Annotated in this window: 22 protein-coding genes and 1 pseudogene; 20 read left to right on the forward strand and 3 right to left on the reverse strand. The window is 60.5% G+C overall.

Translation table 11 applies throughout. The features are described 5' to 3' along the window. Positions 1 to 16: 16 nt before the first annotated feature. Together QFX16_RS17035 and QFX16_RS29760 are read right to left on the reverse strand one after the other, a co-directional pair. Complete coding sequence (locus tag QFX16_RS17035) at positions 17 to 952, reverse strand: IS110 family RNA-guided transposase (RefSeq protein WP_283180612.1); 936 nt, start codon at positions 950 to 952, stop codon at positions 17 to 19. A 221-nt stretch (positions 953 to 1,173) separates the two neighbouring features. Continuing rightward, positions 1,174 to 1,245, reverse strand: a pseudogene (locus QFX16_RS29760) (DUF6124 family protein); the annotation flags it as partial. Between the two features lie 112 nt (positions 1,246 to 1,357). Between QFX16_RS29760 and QFX16_RS17040 the strand changes: the two are divergent. The 6 genes from QFX16_RS17040 to QFX16_RS17065 all read left to right on the forward strand — a co-directional run bounded on the left by QFX16_RS17040 (position 1,358) and on the right by QFX16_RS17065 (position 5,746). Further along, complete coding sequence (locus tag QFX16_RS17040; protein WP_283180613.1) at positions 1,358 to 1,519, forward strand: DUF2986 domain-containing protein; 162 nt, start codon at positions 1,358 to 1,360, stop codon at positions 1,517 to 1,519. 207 nt (positions 1,520 to 1,726) lie between these two features. After that, positions 1,727 to 2,089 carry a DUF6463 family protein gene (locus QFX16_RS17045; protein WP_283180614.1) on the forward strand — a complete coding sequence of 121 codons (363 nt, stop codon included), beginning with the start codon at positions 1,727 to 1,729 and terminating at the stop codon, positions 2,087 to 2,089. Between the two features lie 199 nt (positions 2,090 to 2,288). Beyond that, on the forward strand, positions 2,289 to 2,906 hold the full coding sequence (locus QFX16_RS17050) for a hypothetical protein (RefSeq protein WP_283180615.1): 618 nt from the start codon (positions 2,289 to 2,291) through the stop codon (positions 2,904 to 2,906). 27 nt (positions 2,907 to 2,933) lie between these two features. Further along, positions 2,934 to 3,095, forward strand: coding sequence for an AMP-binding enzyme (locus QFX16_RS17055; RefSeq protein WP_439900086.1), 162 nt, complete (start codon positions 2,934 to 2,936; stop codon positions 3,093 to 3,095). A 105-nt stretch (positions 3,096 to 3,200) separates the two neighbouring features. Beyond that, positions 3,201 to 4,691, forward strand: coding sequence for a M15 family metallopeptidase (locus tag QFX16_RS17060; RefSeq protein WP_439900087.1), 1,491 nt, complete (start codon positions 3,201 to 3,203; stop codon positions 4,689 to 4,691). Between the two features lie 314 nt (positions 4,692 to 5,005). Next, on the forward strand, positions 5,006 to 5,746 hold the full coding sequence (locus QFX16_RS17065; protein WP_283180617.1) for a hypothetical protein: 741 nt from the start codon (positions 5,006 to 5,008) through the stop codon (positions 5,744 to 5,746). A 39-nt stretch (positions 5,747 to 5,785) separates the two neighbouring features. On the opposite strand, the gene QFX16_RS17070 is transcribed toward QFX16_RS17065, so the two are convergent. After that, a complete protein-coding gene (locus tag QFX16_RS17070; protein WP_283184587.1) occupies positions 5,786 to 6,643 on the reverse strand; it encodes a hypothetical protein in 858 nt (285 codons plus the stop codon). Between the two features lie 150 nt (positions 6,644 to 6,793). Between QFX16_RS17070 and QFX16_RS17075 the strand changes: the two genes are divergently transcribed. From QFX16_RS17075 to abaF, 14 genes are all read left to right on the forward strand, one after another. After that, the gene (locus QFX16_RS17075; protein ID WP_176471612.1) at positions 6,794 to 7,465 is read left to right on the forward strand and encodes a GntR family transcriptional regulator; all 672 of its coding nucleotides are present in this window, start codon (positions 6,794 to 6,796) and stop codon (positions 7,463 to 7,465) included. Between the two features lie 114 nt (positions 7,466 to 7,579). After that, entirely contained in the window at positions 7,580 to 8,512 is a 933-nt protein-coding gene (locus QFX16_RS17080) for a 4-hydroxyproline epimerase (protein ID WP_283180618.1), read from the forward strand. Further along, complete coding sequence (locus QFX16_RS17085) at positions 8,509 to 9,624, forward strand: NAD(P)/FAD-dependent oxidoreductase (protein WP_283180619.1); 1,116 nt, start codon at positions 8,509 to 8,511, stop codon at positions 9,622 to 9,624. The genes QFX16_RS17080 and QFX16_RS17085 overlap by 4 nt, the downstream gene beginning before the upstream one ends. Beyond that, positions 9,617 to 9,853, forward strand: a complete 237-nt coding sequence (locus QFX16_RS17090; protein WP_008157207.1) for a (2Fe-2S)-binding protein — start codon at positions 9,617 to 9,619, stop codon at positions 9,851 to 9,853. Before QFX16_RS17085 ends, QFX16_RS17090 begins: the two co-directional genes overlap by 8 nt. After that, the gene (locus tag QFX16_RS17095) at positions 9,850 to 11,106 is read left to right on the forward strand and encodes an NAD(P)/FAD-dependent oxidoreductase (RefSeq protein ID WP_283180620.1); all 1,257 of its coding nucleotides are present in this window, start codon (positions 9,850 to 9,852) and stop codon (positions 11,104 to 11,106) included. Before QFX16_RS17090 ends, QFX16_RS17095 begins: the two co-directional genes overlap by 4 nt. Positions 11,107 to 11,180: 74 nt before the next feature. Then, positions 11,181 to 11,930: an AraC family transcriptional regulator gene (locus QFX16_RS17100; RefSeq protein WP_283180621.1), complete on the forward strand. Its 750-nt coding sequence runs from the start codon at positions 11,181 to 11,183 to the stop codon at positions 11,928 to 11,930. Between the two features lie 250 nt (positions 11,931 to 12,180). Next, complete coding sequence (locus QFX16_RS17105) at positions 12,181 to 12,999, forward strand: ABC transporter substrate-binding protein (protein WP_283180622.1); 819 nt, start codon at positions 12,181 to 12,183, stop codon at positions 12,997 to 12,999. A gap of 10 nt (positions 13,000 to 13,009) precedes the next feature. After that, positions 13,010 to 14,788: a cis-3-hydroxy-L-proline dehydratase gene (lhpI, locus tag QFX16_RS17110; RefSeq protein WP_283180623.1), complete on the forward strand. Its 1,779-nt coding sequence runs from the start codon at positions 13,010 to 13,012 to the stop codon at positions 14,786 to 14,788. Continuing rightward, positions 14,781 to 15,446 carry an amino acid ABC transporter permease gene (locus QFX16_RS17115; protein ID WP_283180624.1) on the forward strand — a complete coding sequence of 222 codons (666 nt, stop codon included), beginning with the start codon at positions 14,781 to 14,783 and terminating at the stop codon, positions 15,444 to 15,446. The genes lhpI and QFX16_RS17115 overlap by 8 nt, the downstream gene beginning before the upstream one ends. A 10-nt stretch (positions 15,447 to 15,456) precedes the next feature. Further along, entirely contained in the window at positions 15,457 to 16,107 is a 651-nt protein-coding gene (locus tag QFX16_RS17120) for an amino acid ABC transporter permease (protein ID WP_056745275.1), read from the forward strand. Next, positions 16,100 to 16,822, forward strand: a complete 723-nt coding sequence (locus QFX16_RS17125) for an amino acid ABC transporter ATP-binding protein (protein ID WP_008157200.1) — start codon at positions 16,100 to 16,102, stop codon at positions 16,820 to 16,822. Before QFX16_RS17120 ends, QFX16_RS17125 begins: the two co-directional genes overlap by 8 nt. 117 nt (positions 16,823 to 16,939) lie before the next feature. Further along, positions 16,940 to 17,968, forward strand: a complete 1,029-nt coding sequence (locus QFX16_RS17130; protein ID WP_283180625.1) for a trans-3-hydroxy-L-proline dehydratase — start codon at positions 16,940 to 16,942, stop codon at positions 17,966 to 17,968. Between the two features lie 138 nt (positions 17,969 to 18,106). After that, complete coding sequence (locus tag QFX16_RS17135; RefSeq protein ID WP_030132201.1) at positions 18,107 to 19,024, forward strand: dihydrodipicolinate synthase family protein; 918 nt, start codon at positions 18,107 to 18,109, stop codon at positions 19,022 to 19,024. 73 nt (positions 19,025 to 19,097) lie between these two features. Continuing rightward, on the forward strand, positions 19,098 to 20,495 hold the full coding sequence (gene abaF / locus QFX16_RS17140; protein ID WP_283180626.1) for a fosfomycin efflux MFS transporter AbaF: 1,398 nt from the start codon (positions 19,098 to 19,100) through the stop codon (positions 20,493 to 20,495). Positions 20,496 to 20,502: the final 7 nt, after the last annotated feature.

A 20,502-nucleotide genomic window follows, 5' to 3' on the forward strand; every position in this document is an offset into this window, starting at 1 on the left:
GGGCAACCCCGCAACCTCAGGCCGGGTGGTATTCGCTCTGATTTTTCATCAGGGCAAATGCCACCCGGCAGAGTTTCCGGGCAAGGGCCACCAAGGCCTGGGTTTTCGAGAAGCCTCTTGCCAAATACGACTCGTAAAACGGTTTCCATTTAGCTGAGCGACAGGCTGCCATTGCGGCGTTGTAAGCCAACCGGCGGACTTCCGGATCCCCTTTTTTTGTCAGGTGCCGGGGGCCGTTCTTCTTCCCGGAGTCATCGACCGTAAGGTCCATCCCTAGAAACGCGATGAACGCATCACTATTGGCAAAATCACCGCGCATAAAGGTCGTCGCCAACCCGGTTGCAGTCAGTTCGCCAACCCCTTCGATGGCTTTGCAGCGGTCGATATTCTCTTCAATACCCGCCTCTTTGCTGACCTTGCGCAGCAGTTTCTGAATGGCCTGATCCGCTTGCTTGAAGGCCTTTTGCTGGGCGCTCTGTACTTTCTTCAACAAGGGTTCATTGGCCCAGCTCAGCATCAGACCGGCATGGTTCTGGATCAGCGTTGCACGTCTGTGGAGCAGGCTTTTCAGCGAGGTGTAGGCCTTGGGTGGTGGGCTCCAGATCCGCAGTCCGTCTTGTTCGTTCGTCAAATAACGCGCCAGCAGACGGGCATCGCAGGGATCGTTCTTGGCTCGTTGGCCGATGCCGCGGCGATAGTTGCTCACCCGATAAGCATCCACGACATAGACCTGGTGCCCCATCGCATGGGCCAGCTCGACGGTGTCCAGGTGGTAGATGTTGGTGGCTTCAACGGCGATAGCGCTTTGGGCGGGCAATGTTTTAAGCCAGCGTTTGAGGGCTGTTCGATCGTTCTTGATGGTGTCAGTGGTTAGCCGGTCGGAGCGATAGACAACTATTTCGGTCTTGGCGATATCGACGCCAACCACCGTCTGCGAAGTAAGGATTGTCATGACGAATCCTCGGAGCTAGGGTTTAAGAGCTTGTCGGGGTCTACCGTTGCGCTGGCTTGCCTCTATCGTCGGTTTTACCGATGAATTCCTTATCGGCGCTTTGGGTAGAAGGGGCGGGATGAGAAGTCTCCCACGGTCTGTACTGGTCAGAATCGAGCTTTTAGTCCCGCCCACCCCTTCAAGTCTAAACATACAAGCGAGCTTGCTCGCTCCCACAGTGATTATTCAGGTGGCTCAATTTGATCCAGCACCCGGTTCGCCGTGATCTCTGCCAGCATGATGCTGTTTGAAATATCCTGAGCTGGTTGACATGCTCGAAGACACAGCGAAGCTGCTATCTCACTACCTAGGCTTCGTGCGCAAAACTCTGCCATCATTCAAGAACTGACAAGCCGAGTAGAAAACATGAATCGTCAAAAAAAAATAAAGCAATTATTAAAGGCTCACGCAAAGAAGGCCAGTGCCAAATTGGCACCGCCAAGCAAGTCTAAATACATTAGTAAAGCTGACCGATTGAAACTAGCGGCTGAACCTGGTTCAGACTCGATCATTTCCCCTGAGAGCTGATCTATTTATCTTAAACACCAGCGGAATTTACCAATCTGTTTGGGCTAGGTGTTCCGATGGCTCGCACCGTGAGGACGCAACCTGAAAATGCGCTCAACATCGCTCTCTTCGGTTGCTGGACGTTGCGATAAAACCGGGACCGTGCTGCGCTCCCTTAACCAAACGTCAGGCACTTATCCAGCCTTACCGTTACGGAGCATATAAGACATGTCAAACATCGTCGCATGGACCCTGTTCGCCTTGGGTGTCCTCCATATTCCATTCGGTATTTTCAAGTTCAAAACAGCATTCGCCGCCGCTGTAGACTCAGGCTTCGTTGACCAATTCAAAGCGCACGAAGATCGGCGTACTGCCCTCTGGTTTACCATGCTGGGGCCGCTTTTTATGCTCGCAGGGCAGACAGCGATTCACGCTGTAGCCGTTGGCGATCTCGCGCTACTTAAAATTGTTGGCATCTATGTGCTTATGATCTCGATCATTTGCGTCATTGCTGTTCCAAAATCGGGGTTCTGGGCAACGCTGCTGGTTTCTCCGCTGATCATCGCGGCAGGGTACGGCTGGTACGTTTGACAAACAGATCAAGCCGTTCGCTTCGCTCACTCGTCTCAAGACCAGCCTCGAAGGCCATACACAGTCGACTTAGAAGGCACGAACAACGACACGCTGCGTGTCGGTTAACGGGTGAGCAAAGAACACGACATAAATGCTTTTTAATACCAGCCAGCCGCATTGCGCATCACCTTCAGAACTCCAGATTTAAGGGCAAACGATGATTTTAGTTGTTGAGGGTATCAGCGCCAGCGGGAAAACCACTTGGTGCGCCAAGCATGGAGGGCAACATGTCATTCCTGAAAACGGCCGTTTTGAAAACGAGCCGAATCGGATAAAGGATCCAGTCGGAGCAGCAACTTTTTGGGCCGAGCGAAACGTGGATCGCTGGCAAACGGCGCTGACCATGGAAGACATTTCTTCTTGGGCTTTGTGTGACAGTGACCCTCTCAAGCTCCACTACATTTGGAGCCTTTGGCAGATCGGCGAGGCGAGCGAACACGACTGGCGAACTGAGTTGGACGTCACAAGAGAAACGATCGCACAAGGACGTATTGGCTTTGCTGACTGTTACATTGTTGGTCGCATAGATCCTCAGCTCGCGCGAGAACGAGCCAAAGCAGACACCGCCCGCCGACGGAGCAGATTCGAGCTACACGTGCGCCTCCAACAAGCTCTGCTGACCTGGTACTCAGCTATGGATGAAGTGCTTCCCGGCAGAGTTCGATTCAGTTTTCCTTCAGAAATGCCGACCTTGAAAAGCCTTGATGGAAGATATGCGGTAGCGGTCTTTGATCAAATGATCGCATCGCTTCCAGGACCTACTCACACCTCTTAGCGAGACTGAGCATTCAGAAACTGTTCGTTGTCAGAGCCCCAGAACCTCCTGACCGCAGATGAAGTGAAATCCCATTGCCGCCGTGGAATGACCGCCTACAAGGTTCCGAAGATCGTCGTCTTCATGGACCATTTACCGAAATCCACCGTCGGCAAGGTGTTGCGTCGGGAACTGCGTGATCTTGGCTGAAAGGAGGGAGGGCGCAGCTGGTGCAGCGGATCGAGCATTGATACTGTCACCGACTCGTGTCATTGCATGATCTTGTTTAGAAACCAGAATCTTTGGAGGTATCGCATGCGCCCTTTGTGCCCAATCAAACCTCCGTCCTTCTCGATGCCATTTTCAGTCCGTCTGCCAAACAGGCTCGCGCGGCCCTGGTTGCTATGGGCCCTGTGCCTGAGCATTGTCGCGCCCGGCATGGCCGCTGCAGAGACACGACCCGAGAACATGGTGTATCTGCGTACGATTGATCCGGGCATTGAGCAAGACATTCGCTATGCCAGCGCTCACAACTTCACCGGGCACCCACTCGACGGTTACGCCGCGGCGCAGTGCCTGTTATCGCTGGACGCCGCAAAGGCCCTCGCTCGGGTACAAACGGCCTTGCGAGCGAAGGGTTACGGTTTGAAGGTGTTCGACTGTTATCGGCCCAGCCGTGCCGTTGCCGATATGGGGCGCTTCGCTTTGGTGCCGGGGGACCCGCGCAAGGCCGAGTTCTATCCGCGTGTGGACAAGCAGGACTTCTGGCGCCTGGGTTACGTGGCCCGGGTGTCGAACCACTCCAAAGGCGCAACCGTGGACCTGACACTGACCGGTCCGGATGCCCTGCCCGCCGATACCTGGACACCTTCAGCCGGGCAAGTCGATTGCACGGCCCCCTATGACCAGCGTTGGCGCGACGGCGCGCTCGACATGGGAACGGGGTTCGATTGCTTCGATGAGCGCGCGCATACCGACAACCCGATGATCAGCGCTGCCGCCAAGGACAATCGCCAGAAGCTCAGCAGGGCCATGGAGAAAGAAGGGTTTACTGGGTACTCCAAGGAATGGTGGCATTTCACATACAACAGCGAAGGTTCGCCGAAGAACGTCATGGACTTCCCCATCACGCCGCTGGGTACACGCGACGCTCTCGACACCGCCAATCAGCTGATTGTGGTCACCACAAAAAACTGGACTGACATCCAGGGCACTGCCCAGCGCTATGAACGGCAGGGAAACACCTTTCGAAAATACGAAGGGTCGTTTCCGGTGATGGTCGGCAAGAGCGGGCTGGCGTGGGGCAAGGGCCTGAGCAGCGTTGAGCAACGCGAGGGTCCGGTCAAACGTGAAGGCGATGGCAAAGCGCCTGCCGGGGTATTCAAACTGGGAACGGCGTTTGGCTACGACAGCACGGCCGACACCAAACTGCCTTACCTGGCACTCACCCCGACCATCGAATGCGTGGATGACAGCCACTCCGAGCGCTATAACGAGCTGGTCGATGGAGCGACTGTTTCGAAAGACTGGAACAGTTCCGAACGTATGCGTCGCGATGATGACATGTATCGAAAAGGCATTTTCATCGAGCACAATACGCCGGCGTCCCCCGCCTCGGGATCGTGCATTTTCTTCCATATCTGGCGGGGCTCCACCTCGCCGACGCTGGGTTGCACTGCCATGGATCAAGCGGATATTTCTCGCTTGTTCCATTGGCTGGATCCTCGCCAGTCCCCTCTGCTGGTTCAAATGCCCGAGGCGCAATACGAGCACTTTCGCGAAAGCTGGAACCTGCCCGAACGTTGATAGCGTCGACGCCCACCTGAGCGGTGGCTGGCAGGCGGCCGACCCCATTGATACAACACTGTTACGCAGGTTGTTACTTCCTGATCTGCACCGGTGCCAGTGACCCCTCTGACTGTAACGCCAAGACACTTCGCCGCACTGCACGACCCGCCTACCGTAAAGCCGTCAATGTGCTTACAGGGTCGTGACACATCATCGGCACCGCCCGCCTCCCCGGTGGAGGCATGGAAGACGTGTCGGGTGCTGATCCCTCGTCAAATTCGATGCCCGCTGCCCATTGATTGCCCAACACACCACCAAGGAAGAGGGAAACCATGAGCAAATCAATCGCTGTCAGCCAACACAGCCAGCAACTCCAAGATGACGTGCAAGAAGCCGTCAAGTCGATCCTGGGCGCCACCAAGGCCCTGAGCCCTGCCGACTACGGCAAGGTGTTGAGGTCGACCCTGGCAGCTACTCAAAAAACGGTCACGATCGAGATCGCCGCCGGCGATCTGACCCAGCTCAAGAAGTCCGGCTACAAGCTGTGTTTTGCCAAGAAGGTGGGGACCGAAGACTACAACGTGGTCTGGCAGTCCTATGACAAGTACCTGAGCAACAACGAATTCAGCTGGACGCCTCAGTACCAGTTGTTCGCCTCCAACGTGTTCAAGGAAAACGTGCAAGTCAAAGTCTCGACCAACATCGTCAACATCGGGCTGGGACAAACGTCGATACTCGCCGACTCCGGCCTGCTGGGTCAGGCCGTGACGGGCGGTCCTAACGTTTCCTTCACGCTGGTGAACGACTACGCACCCATTCACCCGGGGGTCAACCAGTTGTCCACCGGTATCGATGGCAATCAGGTCAGTACACCCATCTACGTGGCCGTCAACGAGGTGGTCACCGGCAATACCGTTCTGACCCCTGTCGAGACCATTCTCGTGTGGTTCGAACAGAACGTGCAGACCAGCACCATGTTCAGCACCTCGCGCTCCAAGGCCATCGAAATCGAGCTGACCTTCGCCAATGATGCAGCTCGTCTCTACGAAGGCGGTGAATGGAAAACCATATAACCGCCACACCCAGGGGCAACCTCGCGTTGCCCCTGATCCTCAGGCATCGTCGCTGCCAACCCTGGCGAAATATCCGGTCAACGACCGGCAGATGGACTCGGCCAGATCTTCCTGAGTGGCAATGCCATAAGGTCGATTGCGATCAAACTGCGCAGACCAACGAATGCGGCCCTGAGCGACATCAATCAAGCGTACCGAGGTCCGGACTCGGGCCGGTTCTACCCGCACGCTGCCCTCCAGGAAATAACTGCCGCGCCTGGCCCGCCCCAGATCCGGTGCTTTTACACTACTTCGTGGCACCTTCATCAGCACATGGTTCGCAGGCGTTTGCGTCTGTTCGAATGACTCGAACAGCCTGCAGCTCAACTCTTCGCACAAGCCCTGAGTAAAGTCATCGCCGTCGCGGGTGATGCAGGTAAACGGCTGGAGTTGCAGGACAGGATGGCGAATAGGGAGGCCTTTGAGTCTGAGTCGCTGGTACGCCAGCCGATAACAACCGGCCGGTATGCTCAGACGCACCGGATCCTGCTGGCCAAACGTGGCGTAATGACTGGCGAGCTTGCGCCGCAATCGGCCAATCTGCACCCGCACCACCGGATCATCGCCGGTGCAGTAGACCGCCGGATCACGGCGAAACACCGCGATGCCGATGGCATGCTCGGTGAGGGGAATGTCCGAGAACTGAAGGTCGTGCTCGACCAGAAAGCGCAGCAGGGCGCCCATCCGCCGTGACTTGGCGAACAACGGGCTGGCCAATAACAGCGCGAGCACCCTCTCCACCTCTTCTCGGCCAAGAGGCTCGGGAACGATGTCCGCACTCGAATTACCACTGGGCTTGATCACAACTGCCTGCCTCCTTGCAGGTAACCGCCTGTCGCCCGCCACCTCGATGGCCATGAACGACTTGAGCGCTGCCAGAACGTAGCGTAGCAGTTGCAATCGGATCGGGAAGATATTGCAGTGGCTGGAGGTCCTGGCCATCGCCGAAGGAACACCCTGGGGAAATTCGTATACCATATCTGCAATTCAATCCTAACGATCACGACCGTGGCCCTGACAAAACTCAACGCTCCCGACCTTGGCAATTCGCCTTCGACGTCGGAAATCATCACCCGTCATCTGCGTGACGCCATCGTCGCCGGGCATTTCGCCGAGGACGAGCCGATTCGCCAGGACGACATCGCCCGCCAGTTCAACGTCAGCAAGATTCCGGTGCGCGAAGCCCTCAAACGCCTGGAGGCCGAAGGACTGGTGATGTTCCAGCGCAATCGCGGGGCGATGGTCACGCGGGTTTCCGATGCGGAACTGGCGCAGATGTTCGAAGTGCGCATGCTGCTCGAAGACAAGGTGCTGCGCCTGGCCATTCCGAACATGACCGAAGACACCTTCGCCCGTGCCGAACGCATCTGTCAGGAGTTCATTGGCGAAGATGACGTGGGGCGCTGGGCCGAGCTCAATTGGGAACTGCACGCTTGCCTCTACGAACCGGCGCAACGACCGTTTCTGGTCGGCCTGATCCGCTCGGTCAACGACAAGCTGGAGCGCTACCTGCGCATGCAGATGAGCCTGTCGGCCGGCAAGGAACGCGCCGATCACGAACACCGGGAAATCCTTGCGGCCTGCCGCGCCGGTGACGTGGACCTGGCGGTGAAGTTGCTCGACGAACACATTGCCGGCGTCTGCAAGACCCTGTTCGAGCACCTGCCTCATCACCACTGACAGCTCGCCGCGCTGTGCCGATTTCGTCATTGGCACTGGATAAAACCATCAAGCCGGCAAGCCCCCGCACAGGCCACTCTTTCGTTCACTCATCTGAACGGGCGTGGCCAACTTATGAAACGCATCACCGTGATCGACTCCCACACCGGCGGCGAACCGACCCGCCTGGTGACCGCCGGTTTTCCTGACCTGGGCAGCGGCAGCATGGCCGAACGTCGACAGCGGCTGGCCCAACAGCATGATCATTGGCGCGCTGCCTGCGTACTCGAACCGCGGGGCAGTGACGTGCTGGTCGGCGCCCTGCTCTGTGAGCCGGTGGACCCGAGCGCCTGTGCCGGCGTGATTTTCTTCAACAACAACGGTTACCTCGGCATGTGTGGCCACGGCACCATCGGCCTGGTGGCCTCGCTGGCGCATCTGGGCAAGATCGGCCCTGGGGTGCACAGCATCGAAACCCCGGTGGGCACGGTGCAGGCGACGCTGCACGAAGATCATTCAGTCAGCGTGCGCAACGTGCCAGCGTACCGTTACCGCAAAGCGCTTTCGCTGCAGGTGCCGGGGATCGGTCAAGTAACCGGCGATGTTGCCTGGGGTGGGAACTGGTTTTTCCTGATTGCCGAGCATGGCCTGCGCGTTGCTGGCGATAACCTCGATACGCTGACCGCCTATACCTTCGCCGTCCAGCAAGCACTGGAAGCTCAGGGGATTCGCGGCGAAGACGGCGGCTTGATCGACCATGTCGAACTGTTCGCCGATGACGATCAGGCCGACAGCCGCAACTTCGTCCTCTGCCCCGGCAAAGCCTACGACCGCTCGCCCTGTGGCACCGGCACCAGCGCCAAACTGGCGTGCCTGGCAGCCGACGACAAATTGCAGCCGGGACAGATCTGGCGTCAGGCCAGTGTCATCGGCAGCGAGTTCGAGGGTTCCTACGAACTTCAGGGCGAGCGCATCGTGCCGACCATTCGCGGCCGCGCCTTTATCAGCGCCGAAGCCAGCCTGATCATCGAACAGGACGACCCGTTCGCCTGGGGTATTCGCCCGTGAACGAGGGTCTGGCGGCCGATGTGATCGTGATCGGCGCCGGCATCATCGGCGCCGCTTGTGCCCAAGCGTTGGCGGGGCGCGGCTTGCGCGTGCTGGTGCTGGACGCCGGCCTGCCCGGCGCCACGGCGGCGGGCATGGGCCACTTGCTGGTCCTCGACGACAACCCGGCCGAACTGGCCCTCAGTCAATATTCTTTGCAACGCTGGCGCGAACTGGCGCCGGCCCTGCCCGACGGCTGCGCCTACCGTTGCAATGGCACCCTCTGGCTGGCCACCAATGCCGAAGAAATGGCCGTCGCCCACAGTAAATACCTGAACTTGCAGGCCCAAGGCGTGGCCTGCGAGTTGATCTCCAGCGGTGCCTTGCACCAACGCGAACCGGAATTGCGCAAGGGCCTGGAAGGCGGTCTGCTGATCAATGGCGATGGCATTCTGTATGCGCCGGCGACGGCCAATTGGATGCTCGATACACCGAACATCAGCCAACGCCGGGCGCGGGTCAGCGAAGTCGATGGCAACCGCGTGCGACTCGACGACGGCCACTGGCTGAGCGCTGAAGCGGTGATTCTGGCCAACGGCATCCAGGCCAATGCGCTTTGCCCCGAGCTGCCGATCGAACCAAAAAAAGGCCACTTACTGATCACCGACCGCTACCCCGGAAAAGTCACCCACACCCTGGTGGAACTCGGTTACGTCACCAGTGCCCACAACGCAACTGGCCCCTCGACGGCGTGCAATATTCAGCCCCGGCCCACCGGGCAGCTGTTCATCGGTGCCTCGCGACAATTCGGCACCACCGACCCGCAAGTCGAGGGCTGGATGCTGGCGAAAATGCTCCGGCGTGCCACCGACTACATGCCGGGTCTGGCTCAGCTCAACGGCATCCGCGCCTGGACCGGTTTTCGCGCTGCCAGCCCCGACGGCTTGCCGCTGGTGGGTCAGCACCCGCAACGCAAAGGTTTATGGCTGGCGGTCGGTCACGAGGGCCTCGGCGTGACGACCGCCCCCGGCACCGCCGACCTGATGGTCGCGCAGCTGTTCAACGAAACCCCGCCACTGGCCGCGCAACCGTATCTGCCGCAACGTTTTCTCGGAGAGCCCGTTTATGCCTGAATTGATGCTGGACGGACGTGCCCTGCGGGTTGCCGAGGGCACCAGCGTCGCCGCGGCACTGGCGCTGAGCGGCGATGGCTGCACGCGCACCTCGGTCAGTGGCCAACGTCGCGCACCGCTGTGTGGCATGGGCATTTGCCAGGAATGCCGGGTGACCATCGACGGTCGACGACGTCTGGCGTGCCAGACGCTGTGCCGTGACGGCATGCATGTGGAGACTCAAGCATGAGCGAGCACGCCGACCTGCTGATCATCGGTGCCGGTCCCGCCGGCATGGCCGCCGCGCTCGCTGCGGCGCCCAGCGGTGCGCACATCGTCCTGCTCGATGACAACCCGTTGCCGGGTGGGCAAATCTGGCGCGACGGACCTCAAGTCAAGCTGCCGAACCCGGCGCGTCAGATGCGCGAGCGACTGGAGGCGTTCAGCAACATCCGCCGCCACTCCGGCACTCGGGTGATTGCCTGCGCCGGGCCGAAACAACTGCTGGTCGAAGACGCCGATCGAGGCTGGTTGATCGGTTACGACAAACTGATTCTGTGTACCGGCGCCCGCGAATTACTGCTGCCCTTCCCCGGCTGGACGCTGCCCGGCGTGACTGGCGCGGGTGGCCTCCAGGCGCTGATCAAAGGCGGCCTGCCGGTGCAGGACGAACGCATTGTGATTGCCGGCAGCGGACCGTTATTGCTGGCCAGCGCCGCCACCGCAAAACACAACGGCGCCCGAGTGCTGCGCATCGCCGAGCAGGCCTGTGCGGCCGCCGTCGCCGGTTTCGCCGCGCAACTGCCACGCTGGCCCAACAAGCTGATGCAGTCGGTCACGTTGTTCGACCGCCATTACCGTACCGGCACCCATGTACTGGCCGCCCTGGGCAATGAGCGGCTGGAAGGTGTGCGCCTGCAACAGCAAGGAAAAATCGTCGAGCTGGAGTGTGATCGCCTGGCCTGTGGCTTCGGTCTGATTCCCAACACCCAACTCGGCCAGGCCCTCGGCTGCGAACTTGAAGATCAGGCGATCGCCGTCGATGCCTGGCAGACCACTCGCCGCGCCGATCACTTCGCGGCAGGTGAATGCACTGGTTTCGGTGGCAGTGAACTGGCATTGGTCGAAGGCGCCATCGCTGGCCACTCCGCCGTCGGCGACCTTGATTCGGCCCGAGCATTGTGGCCGCGCCGTGCGCGCTGGCAGGGTTTCGCCAACGCCCTCAACAAAGCATTCACCCTCGGTCCGCAACTCAAGTCGCTGGCACAACCCGACACCCTGGTGTGCCGTTGCGAAGACGTGCCTTACGCAGCGCTTGCCGGGCACACTGACTGGCGCGAGGCCAAGCTGGCCAGCCGCTGCGGCATGGGCGCCTGCCAGGGCCGTGTGTGTGGCGGCGCGTTGCAGCACCTGTTCGGCTGGCAACCTTCGGCACCACGACCACCGTTCAGTCCGGCACGGATCGAGACCTTGCTGTGCCTGGACGACACCCCGCCGGCCTGAATGCCGGCCCGGGGCTTTCGGGTCCGTCGCCGAGTCTTTATGATCCCGGGCATTGCCTCCAGACGCCCAGCGCCATGTATGCCTCGCTCACTACCTTCAAACCCTGCGACCTGCCCACTCTGCTGAGCAGTCTGCAGCCGATCGCGGCGCTGCTCGACACCCTGTCGGACGTGGTGTTTTTCATCAAAGACAGCGAGGCCCGCTACGCCTTCGTCAACCAGACCCTGGCCCGGCGCTGCGGTTTCAAACACAGTGACGAGCTGCTCGGGCGCACCGCCGACAGGGTCTTTCCCGAGCGCTTCGGCCCGCTGTACACCGAGCAGGATCGGCGGGTACTGTCCACCGGCCGCGAACTGGCTGACCAACTCGAACTGCACCTGTATTACGGTAACCAGCCGGTTTGGTGCCTGACCCACAAACTCGCGCTGCGCGACCTGCAAGGTCAGATCGTCGGCCTGGCTGGTATCTCCCGCGACCTGCAAGCGCCACAGTCCAGCCATCCGGCGTTCCATAAACTCGCAGCGGTGGACGCGCACATCCGCAGCCATTTCGCCCGGCCTATCAGCCTCGCCGAACTGACCGCGATCGCCGGGTTTTCCGTGGCGCAACTGGAGCGCCACTGCAAACGGGTGTTCCAACTCACCCCACGGCAGATGATTCACAAGGCGCGCCTGGAAGAAGGTTCCCGACTGTTGCTGCACACCGAGCTGCCCATTACCGAGATCGCCCTGCGCTGCGGTTACACCGATCACAGCGCTTTCAGTCGGCAGTTCCGCGCCTTGACCAGTCTGGCGCCGAGTCAGTATCGCGAAAGCCGTCGCTGAACTTGGGCGAGTGTTCCTTTAAGGGGCGCCCGGCGTTCCCACTGCTCCCTTCTGTAACACCGCCTGATACAAGTCACCGAGACGCTCTTCTCCTACGGCCTATTCCCACAATCTTGTAAGACGTTTAACTCAAGGCTTGGCGATTAATTCTCGCCTCTGTTCGGAAACAGGCACGCTCATTGCTAATCACATATCGTATACGAAATTCACAATACGATATCCAACAGCACTTTCCGACAACGAGGCCTCTATGAAAAACCCCGCATTTGCCGTAGCCCTCAGCGCTGTTCTCAGTACGTCCTTCATTGCCACCGCCCAGGCCGACAAGCTCGACGACATTATCGGCTCGGGCAAGCTGCGCTGCGCCGTGACGCTGGACTTCCCGCCCATGGGTTTTCGCGATGAAGGTAACAACCCGGCCGGTTTCGACGTGGACTACTGCCGCGACCTGGCGAAAATCCTAGGGGTCGAGGCTGAAGTGGTTGAAACGCCCTTCCCCGATCGAATTCCGGCGCTGGTCTCCGGGCGCGCAGACGTGATCGTCGCGTCCACGTCCGACACCCTTGAACGAGCCAAGACCGTCGGCCTCACCGTGCCGTACTTCGCCTTTCAGATGGTCGTGCTGACCCGCGATAACACCGGCATCAACAGCTTCGCCGATATCAAAGGCAAAGCCCTGGGCAACACCAGCGGCACCTATGAAGCCATCGCTCTGGAAAAAGATGTGAAGAGCTGGGGCACCGGCACTTTCCGCGCCTATCAGTCGCAGAACGACACGCTGCTGGCCGTCGCCCAAGGCCACATCGACGCCACCGTGGTCACCAACACCGTGGCCGCCGCCACGATCAAGTCGGGCAAATACAAGAACCTGAAAATCGCCGGTAACGCGCCCTACACCATCGACTACGTATCCCTGGGCGCCAAGCGCAACGAGTATGGTCTGCTCAACTACCTCAATCTGTTCGTCAACCAGCAGGTGCGCAGTGGCCGTTACAACGAGCTGTTCACCAAATGGGTCGGTACCGAGATTTCACCCTCCGACCTGACCGTGCCTAAGGTCTATTACTGAGGTGTCCGGCATGCCTAGGCCAACCTCTCTGACCGGTCGCAGCCTGGTCGCCGGCGCCGCACAAGGCGCCCTGCTGTTTGCCGATGTCGGGCTGAGCTTCTGGGGCGGGGTCGATCCGTACAGCGGCGAGGTCATCGACCGTCACCACCCGCTCAGCGGCGAACATCTTGCCGGCCGGGTGCTGGCGATTCCCAGCGGCCGCGGCTCGTGCACCGGCAGCAGTGTGCTGATGGAACTGATCAGCAACGGTCATGCGCCGGCCGCACTGGTGCTGGCCGAACCCGATGAGATCCTGACCCTGGGCGTGCTTGTGGCACAGACCATTTTCGAGCGTTCCCTGCCGGTGCTGTGCATCGGCCGGGAGGCCTTCGCCGCCTTGCGCGGCAGGGCCTTTGCTCGGGTCGAAGCATCAACGGTGACCGTGTTCGAACACCTGCCGGGCGATGCCTGGCAGTCACTCGACAGTCCGTTGCAGACAGCAGAAAAAATCACCTCTATCGAACTCACCGAACACGATCAGGCGCTGCTCGACGGCGAGCATGGCAAAGCCGCCCAAGTGGCGATGCAGATCGTCTTGCGCATGGCCGAACTGCAAGGCGCCCGCCATCTGGTGGACGTCACCCAGGCACACATCGACGGCTGCATTTATACGGGACCTGCGAGCCTGCGCTTTGCTGAACAACTGGTGCAGTGGGGAGCAAAAGTACGGGTGCCGACCACCCTCAATTCGATTTCCGTCGACCAGCGCCGTTGGCGCGAGTTGGGCATTGATCCGGCACTCGGCGTACCGGCCAGCGCCTTGGGCGATGCCTATATGGCGATGGGCGCGCAGCTCAGTTTCACCTGCGCACCCTACTTGCTCGACAGCGCGCCGAAGGCTGGCGAGCAGATTGTCTGGGCCGAATCCAACGCGGTGGTCTACGCCAACAGCGTGCTCGGCGCACGCACCCTGAAATACCCGGACTACCTGGATATCTGCATCGCCCTGACCGGCCGCGCGCCCCTGATCGGCTGCCATCTGGACGCGCAACGTAAAGCGAGACTGCAAATCGAATTGCCGGTTTTGCGCGAGCTGGATGACGCCTTCTACCCGCTGCTCGGTTACCACATCGGTGCCCTGGCCGGCAGCCGGATTCCGCTGGTGTTGGGGCTTGAACAGCGCAAGCCGAGCCTGGACGATTTGAAAGCCTTCGGCGCCGCTTTCGCCACCACCTCCGCGGCACCGCTGTTCCATATCGCCGGGGTGACCCCGGAAGCACTCGACCCGACGCAGGTGCTGGAGGCGGATGCCCATGTGCCGGTGGAAAAAATCCGCCTGAAGGATTTGCTGCTCAGCTGGCGCGAACTCAACAGTGCCCGCGACAACCGGGTAGATGTGGTCTCGCTGGGCAATCCGCATTTCTCCCTCAGCGAATTCGCGCTTCTGGCGCGGTTGTGTCGGGGTCGGCACAAGCATCCCGAGGTCGTGCTTGCCATCACCTGCGGACGCGCTGTGCTGGAGCAGGCCCACGAGGCTGGACATATCGCCGTGATCGAAGCCTTCGGCGCGACCCTGGTCACCGACACCTGCTGGTGCATGCTCGGCGAGCCAGTGATCCCGCTGGCGGCCAAAACCTTGATGACCAACTCAGGCAAGTACGCCCATTACGCACCCGGCCTGGTGGGCCGCAAGGTGCACTTCGCCAACCTCGCCGAATGTGTCGACGCCGCCTGCAGCGCCACGGCCAGTGGTCGTTTGCCGGCCTGGCTGCAATCGGCCGCCTCACTGGAGAGCCACGCGCATGTTTGATTACACCTTCCAATGGCGCGCAACCCTGCGCGCCCTGCCGGACATGCTCGCCGGCGCCTGGGTCACCTTCGAGACCGCCGCGCTGTCGATGATTTTCGGCGTGCTGATCGCCCTGGCCCTGACGGTGATGCGCGAAACCAAACAGCCGTTGTTGCGCGGCATCGGCAACGGCTGGGTGTCGATCGCCCGCAACACCCCGTCGCTGTTCCAGATCTACGTCCTCTACTTCGGCCTCGGCTCGCTGGATTTGCATGTCAGCTCATGGTTCGCGCTGCTGGCCGGGATCACCTTCAACAACGCCGGCTACCTGGCGGAAAACTTTCGCGGTGGCCTCAAGGCTGTGCCCGGGACGCAAGTGCGCGCCGCGCGTTCGCTGGGCATGAGTGCCTTTCAGGCTTACCGGATGATCATCGTCCCGCAGCTGCTGCGAATCGTGTTCTACCCGTTGAGCAACCAGATGGTCTGGGCGGTGCTGATGACGTCACTGGGGGTGATCGTCGGGCTGAACAATGACCTCACCGGCGTGACCCAGGATTACAACGTCAAGACGTTCCGCACCTTCGAATATTTCGCCATCGCCGCGGTGCTGTATTACCTGATTGCCAAGGCGATCGTCGCCGTCGCCCGGCTGATGGCCTGGCGACTGTTCCGCTACTGAGGAGGTGAGCATGTTGACCACCAGTTTTTCCTGGAATGACCTGTTGTTCTTGCTTGATGGCGCCTGGGTCACTCTGAAACTCACGTTCTGGTCGATCATCCTCGGCTCCTTCGCCGGGCTGTTGTTCGGCTTGCTGCGGGCGCTGTTTCCGCGCGCCAGCCTGCCACTGGCCTGGGTGCTGGACGTGTTTCGCAGCGTGCCGTTGCTGATCCAGTTTGTGTTGTTCAACTCGCTCAAAAGCATCGTCGGCTTGAACATCAGCGCCTTCAGCGTTGGTTGCATTGTGCTCGGGGTCTACGCCGCCGCGTACTTCACCGAGATCGTGCGCAGCGGCGTGCTTTCGGTGCCATTCACCGTGCGTCGGGCCAGTCGTTCCCTGGGGTTGAGTTTCCTGCAGGACTTGCGCTGGATCGTTCTGCCGATGGCCACGCGGGTAGCTTTTCCCGGCTGGCTGAACCTGGTACTCAGCGTGATGAAAGACACCGCGCTGGTGATGTGGATCGGCATCGTCGAACTGCTGCGCGCCTCGCAAACCATCGTGACCCGCATTCAGGAGCCGCTACTGGTGCTGTGCATCGCGGGCCTCATCTACTACGTCATGAGCCTGGTGGTCGCTCGCCTGGGCGCTCGTCTGGAAAGAAGGTGGCAAGAAAATGATTGAGATCGACAACGTACACAAATCCTTCGGCAACCTCGAAGTGGTCAAGGGCGTCAACCTGACGGTGAACAAGGGCGAAGTGGTGTCGATCATCGGCGGCTCTGGCTCGGGCAAGTCGACCCTGCTGATGTGCATCAACGGCCTGGAACCGATCCAGAAAGGCAACATCCGGGTCGACGGTGTCGAGGTCCATCACAGCGCCACCGACCTCAACCGTCTGCGACAGAAGATCGGCATCGTTTTCCAGCAATGGAATGCGTTCCCGCACCTGACCGTGCTGGAAAACGTGATGCTGGCGCCGCGAAAAGTGCTGGGCAAGAGCAAAGCCGAAGCCGAGGAACTGGCGGTCAAGCAACTGACCCACGTCGGTCTGGGCGACAAGCTCAAAGCGTTTCCCGGCAAGCTCTCCGGCGGCCAGCAACAGCGCATGGCGATCGCCCGCGCCCTGGCCATGTCGCCGGACTACATGCTGTTCGACGAAGCCACTTCGGCCCTCGATCCGCAATTGGTAGGCGAGGTGCTGGACACCATGCGCATGCTCGCTGAAGACGGCATGACCATGGTCCTGGTGACTCATGAAATTCGCTTCGCCCGCGATGTGTCCGACCGCGTGGCGTTCTTTCGCAATGGGCTGGTGCATGAGATTGGTTCGCCTGATCAGGTTATTGGCAACCCGGTGCATGCGGAAACCGCGGCGTTCCTCAAGTCAGTGAAATAACCGATGGCCCCTTCGCGAGCAGGCTCGCTCCCACAGGGTTTGGTGGTCTACACAAAATCAGTGTGGGAGCGAGCCTGCTCGCGATGAGGCCCTAACAGACAAAACAAGGAGCAGACAATGCGCTCATCAAAAGTCATCCATGTAGTCAGCTGCCACGCCGAAGGCGAAGTCGGCGACGTGATCGTCGGCGGCGTTGCACCACCGCCCGGGGCTACGGTGTGGGAACAGTCACGCTGGATTGCCAGGGATCAGACCCTGCGCAACTTCGTGCTCAACGAGCCGCGCGGCGGTGTGTTCCGCCACGTCAACCTGCTGGTGCCGGCCAAGGATCCTCGGGCGCAGATGGCCTGGATCATCATGGAGCCCGCCGACACTCCGCCGATGTCCGGCTCCAACTCACTGTGCGTGGCCACCGTGTTGCTCGACAGCGGCATCCTGCCGATGACAGAACCGCAAACCCGACTGGTGCTCGAAGCACCGGGCGGACTGATCGAAGCGGTGGCCGACTGCCGTGACGGCAAGGTCGAACGGGTGGAAATCAAGAACGTGCCCTCCTTCGCTGACCGCCTCGACGCCTGGATCGAAGTCGAAGGCGTCGGCTCATTGCAGGTCGACACCGCGTACGGCGGCGACAGTTTTGTGATCGCCGACGCCAAGCGCCTGGGCTTTTCCATTCGTCCTGATGAAGCGGCGGAGCTGGTCGAGGTCGGACTGAAAATCACCCGCGCGGCCAATGAACAGTTGGGATTTGTCCATCCGCTGAACCCCGAGTGGTCGCACATTTCCTTCTGCCAGATCGCGGCTCCCCTCGTCTATGAAAACGGCATCGCCACCGGCGCCAACGCGGTGGTGATTCAACCCGGCAAGATCGACCGTTCGCCGACCGGCACCGGCTGCTCGGCGCGCATGGCGGTGTTGCAGGCGAAGGGCTTGATGCAGGTCGGCGAGCGTTTTATCGGCCGTTCGATCATCGGTTCCGAGTTCCACTGCCGCATCGATTCGCTGACGGAAGTGGCCGGACGCCCGGCAATTTACCCGTGCATTTCCGGCCGGGCCTGGATAACCGGCACCCATCAGTTGCTGCTCGATCCGAGCGATCCGTGGCCACAAGGCTATCGACTGTCTGACACCTGGCCTGGGGGGTGAGCACAGCCTTGCCAATCCTCACCAAAAAACTCTGACAAACGGCTAGTAAAAAACCCTTCGTAACTGAAAAAAGCACTGGCCGAGTCTTTTCACTTGCAATATCGTATACGAAATACAATTACTGAACCGGAGGCAACAATGAGCAAGCGCATTAACTGGAGTGGCGTCTTCCCCGCGGTGACCACCCAATTCAACGACGACTTCACCATCAACCTGGAAAAAACCCACCAGGTGATTTCCAACGTGATCCGTGACGGCGTGTCGGGCCTGGTGGTGTGCGGTTCGGTGGGGGAAAACACCTCGCTGACCGCCGAAGAAAAAATCGCCGTGACTGAAGTCGCGGTCGACGCTTCCCGCGGCCGCGTGCCGGTGATCTGCGGCGTGGCTGAATTCACCAGCGTGCAAGCGGCCAAGGTCGCCAACGCCGTGCGCCGCGTCGGCGTCGACGGGGTCATGCTGATGCCGGCGCTTGTCTACGGTTCCAAACCGTTCGAGACCGCCGAGCACTACCGCTACGTGGCGAAGAATGCCGACGTGCCGCTGATGGTTTACAACAACCCGCCGATCTACAAAAACGACGTGACCCCGGACATCCTGATTTCCCTGGCCGACTGCGACAACGTGGTGTGCTTCAAGGATTCATCCGGCGACACCCGTCGTTTCATCGACGTGCGCAATGAAGTCGGTGACCGTTTTGTGCTGTTCGCCGGCCTTGATGACGTGGTGCTGGAAAGCATCGCGGTGGGTGCCGAAGGCTGGGTCTCGGGCATGTCCAACGTGTTCCCGAAAGAAGGCGAAACCATCTTCCGCCTGGCCAAGGCCGGTCGCTTCGCCGAAGCCATGCCGATCTACGAATGGCTGATGCCGATCCTGCACCTCGACGCCCGTGCCGACCTGGTGCAGTGCATCAAGCTGTGCGAAGCCATCGCCGGTCGCGGCAGCGCCCTGACCCGTCCACCCCGTCTGGCCCTGCCGGAAGCCGATCGTGTTTTCGTCGAGCAGATCATGGCCAAGGCCTTGGCCAATCGTCCGGAGTTGCCGGACGTCGGTCTCTGAGTGATTGCCGGGCGGGTCCCTTGCGGCCCCGGCCCGGCTACCTGTTTTTTGCGCCTCTACAGGAAACGTCAGCATGCCCAATCCTCACAGCTCCTCCCGCGCAACCACGCCCTCGGGACTCAAACGTGTCGTGGCCGCCGCCATGGCCGGCACCGTCGCCGAATGGTATGAATTCTTCCTCTACGGCACCGCCTCGGCACTGGTCTTCGGCCAGCTGTTTTTTCGCCAGACCGACAGCCCGATCGATGGCATTCTCGCCGCCTTCGCTCTGTATGCCGTCGGCTTCCTCGCCCGCCCGCTGGGTGGCCTGGTGTTCGGTCACTACGGTGACAAGTTCGGCCGCAAACGCCTGCTGCAACTGAGCCTGGTGGTGGTCGGCATCACCACATTCCTGATGGGTTGCCTGCCCGGCTTCGACCAAATCGGCTACGCCGCGCCCGTGTTACTGGTGCTGCTGCGGCTGATCCAGGGTTTCGCCTTCGGTGGTGAATGGGGTGGTGCGATTCTGCTGGTGTCCGAACACTGCCCGGACAATCGCCGAGGCTTCTGGGCCAGCTGGCCGCAAGCCGGTGTCCCGGCCGGTAACCTGGTGGCGACCGTCGCGTTGCTGCTGTTGTCGTCGAACCTGTCGGAAGAGCAATTCCTCGCGTGGGGCTGGCGTGTCGCGTTCTGGTTCTCGGCGGTGGTGGTGCTGATCGGCTACTGGATTCGCACCAGCGTCGATGACGCGCCGATCTTCAAGGAAGCCCAGGCCCGTCAGGCGCAAAACAAGCAACAACAATTGGGCGTGGTCGAAGTGCTGCGTCATCACTGGCGTGCGGTGCTGGTCGGTATCGGCGCGCGGTTTGCCGAGAACATCCTTTACTACACCGTTGTGACCTTCTCGATTACCTACCTGAAACTGGTGGTGCACAAGGACACTTCAGAGATTCTGTTTCTGATGTTTGGCGCGCACCTGCTGCATTTCTTCATGATCCCGCTGATGGGTTATCTGTCCGACCTGGTCGGGCGCAAACCGGTGTACCTGACCGGCGCAATCCTCACCGCGTTCTGGGGCTTCATCGGCTTCCCGATGATGGACACCGGCAACAACTGGCTGATCATCGGGGCAATCACCCTGGGCCTGGCGATCGAGTCGATGACCTACGCGCCCTACTCGGCACTGATGGCCGAAATGTTCCCGACCCACGTGCGCTACACCGCGTTGTCCCTGTGCTACCAGGTGGCACCGATCTTCGCCGGCTCGCTGGCGCCGCTGATTGCCCTCACCCTGCTCAACAAGTACCACAGCTCGACACCGATCGCATGGTACCTGGTCGGCGCCGCGCTGATCTCTATTGTCGCCGTCGGCCTGACTCGGGAAACCCGTGGCAAGTCGCTGCATGTGGTGGATAGCGAATCCGCTGCACGGATCGCTGCTCTGGACACCGCCGTACCCGCCAGCGCACGTCGGGGTGATTCGTTGGCTTGAGCCTGGC

This window comes from Pseudomonas svalbardensis (genome assembly GCF_030053115.1).
Classification (GTDB): domain Bacteria; phylum Pseudomonadota; class Gammaproteobacteria; order Pseudomonadales; family Pseudomonadaceae; genus Aquipseudomonas; species Aquipseudomonas svalbardensis.

Coding starts and splice junctions, on each gene's coding strand:
- QFX16_RS17035 (WP_283180612.1), bottom strand. CDS start 952: ATGACAATCCTTACTTCGCAGACGGTGGTTGGCGTCGATATCGCCAAG.
- QFX16_RS17040 (WP_283180613.1), top strand. CDS start 1,358: ATGAATCGTCAAAAAAAAATAAAGCAATTATTAAAGGCTCACGCAAAG.
- QFX16_RS17045 (WP_283180614.1), top strand. CDS start 1,727: ATGTCAAACATCGTCGCATGGACCCTGTTCGCCTTGGGTGTCCTCCAT.
- QFX16_RS17050 (WP_283180615.1), top strand. CDS start 2,289: ATGATTTTAGTTGTTGAGGGTATCAGCGCCAGCGGGAAAACCACTTGG.
- QFX16_RS17060 (WP_439900087.1), top strand. CDS start 3,201: ATGCGCCCTTTGTGCCCAATCAAACCTCCGTCCTTCTCGATGCCATTT.
- QFX16_RS17065 (WP_283180617.1), top strand. CDS start 5,006: ATGAGCAAATCAATCGCTGTCAGCCAACACAGCCAGCAACTCCAAGAT.
- QFX16_RS17070 (WP_283184587.1), bottom strand. CDS start 6,643: ATGGCCATCGAGGTGGCGGGCGACAGGCGGTTACCTGCAAGGAGGCAG.
- QFX16_RS17080 (WP_283180618.1), top strand. CDS start 7,580: ATGAAACGCATCACCGTGATCGACTCCCACACCGGCGGCGAACCGACC.
- QFX16_RS17090 (WP_008157207.1), top strand. CDS start 9,617: ATGCCTGAATTGATGCTGGACGGACGTGCCCTGCGGGTTGCCGAGGGC.
- QFX16_RS17095 (WP_283180620.1), top strand. CDS start 9,850: ATGAGCGAGCACGCCGACCTGCTGATCATCGGTGCCGGTCCCGCCGGC.
- QFX16_RS17100 (WP_283180621.1), top strand. CDS start 11,181: ATGTATGCCTCGCTCACTACCTTCAAACCCTGCGACCTGCCCACTCTG.
- QFX16_RS17105 (WP_283180622.1), top strand. CDS start 12,181: ATGAAAAACCCCGCATTTGCCGTAGCCCTCAGCGCTGTTCTCAGTACG.
- lhpI (WP_283180623.1), top strand. CDS start 13,010: ATGCCTAGGCCAACCTCTCTGACCGGTCGCAGCCTGGTCGCCGGCGCC.
- QFX16_RS17115 (WP_283180624.1), top strand. CDS start 14,781: ATGTTTGATTACACCTTCCAATGGCGCGCAACCCTGCGCGCCCTGCCG.
- QFX16_RS17120 (WP_056745275.1), top strand. CDS start 15,457: ATGTTGACCACCAGTTTTTCCTGGAATGACCTGTTGTTCTTGCTTGAT.
- QFX16_RS17125 (WP_008157200.1), top strand. CDS start 16,100: ATGATTGAGATCGACAACGTACACAAATCCTTCGGCAACCTCGAAGTG.
- QFX16_RS17130 (WP_283180625.1), top strand. CDS start 16,940: ATGCGCTCATCAAAAGTCATCCATGTAGTCAGCTGCCACGCCGAAGGC.
- QFX16_RS17135 (WP_030132201.1), top strand. CDS start 18,107: ATGAGCAAGCGCATTAACTGGAGTGGCGTCTTCCCCGCGGTGACCACC.
- abaF (WP_283180626.1), top strand. CDS start 19,098: ATGCCCAATCCTCACAGCTCCTCCCGCGCAACCACGCCCTCGGGACTC.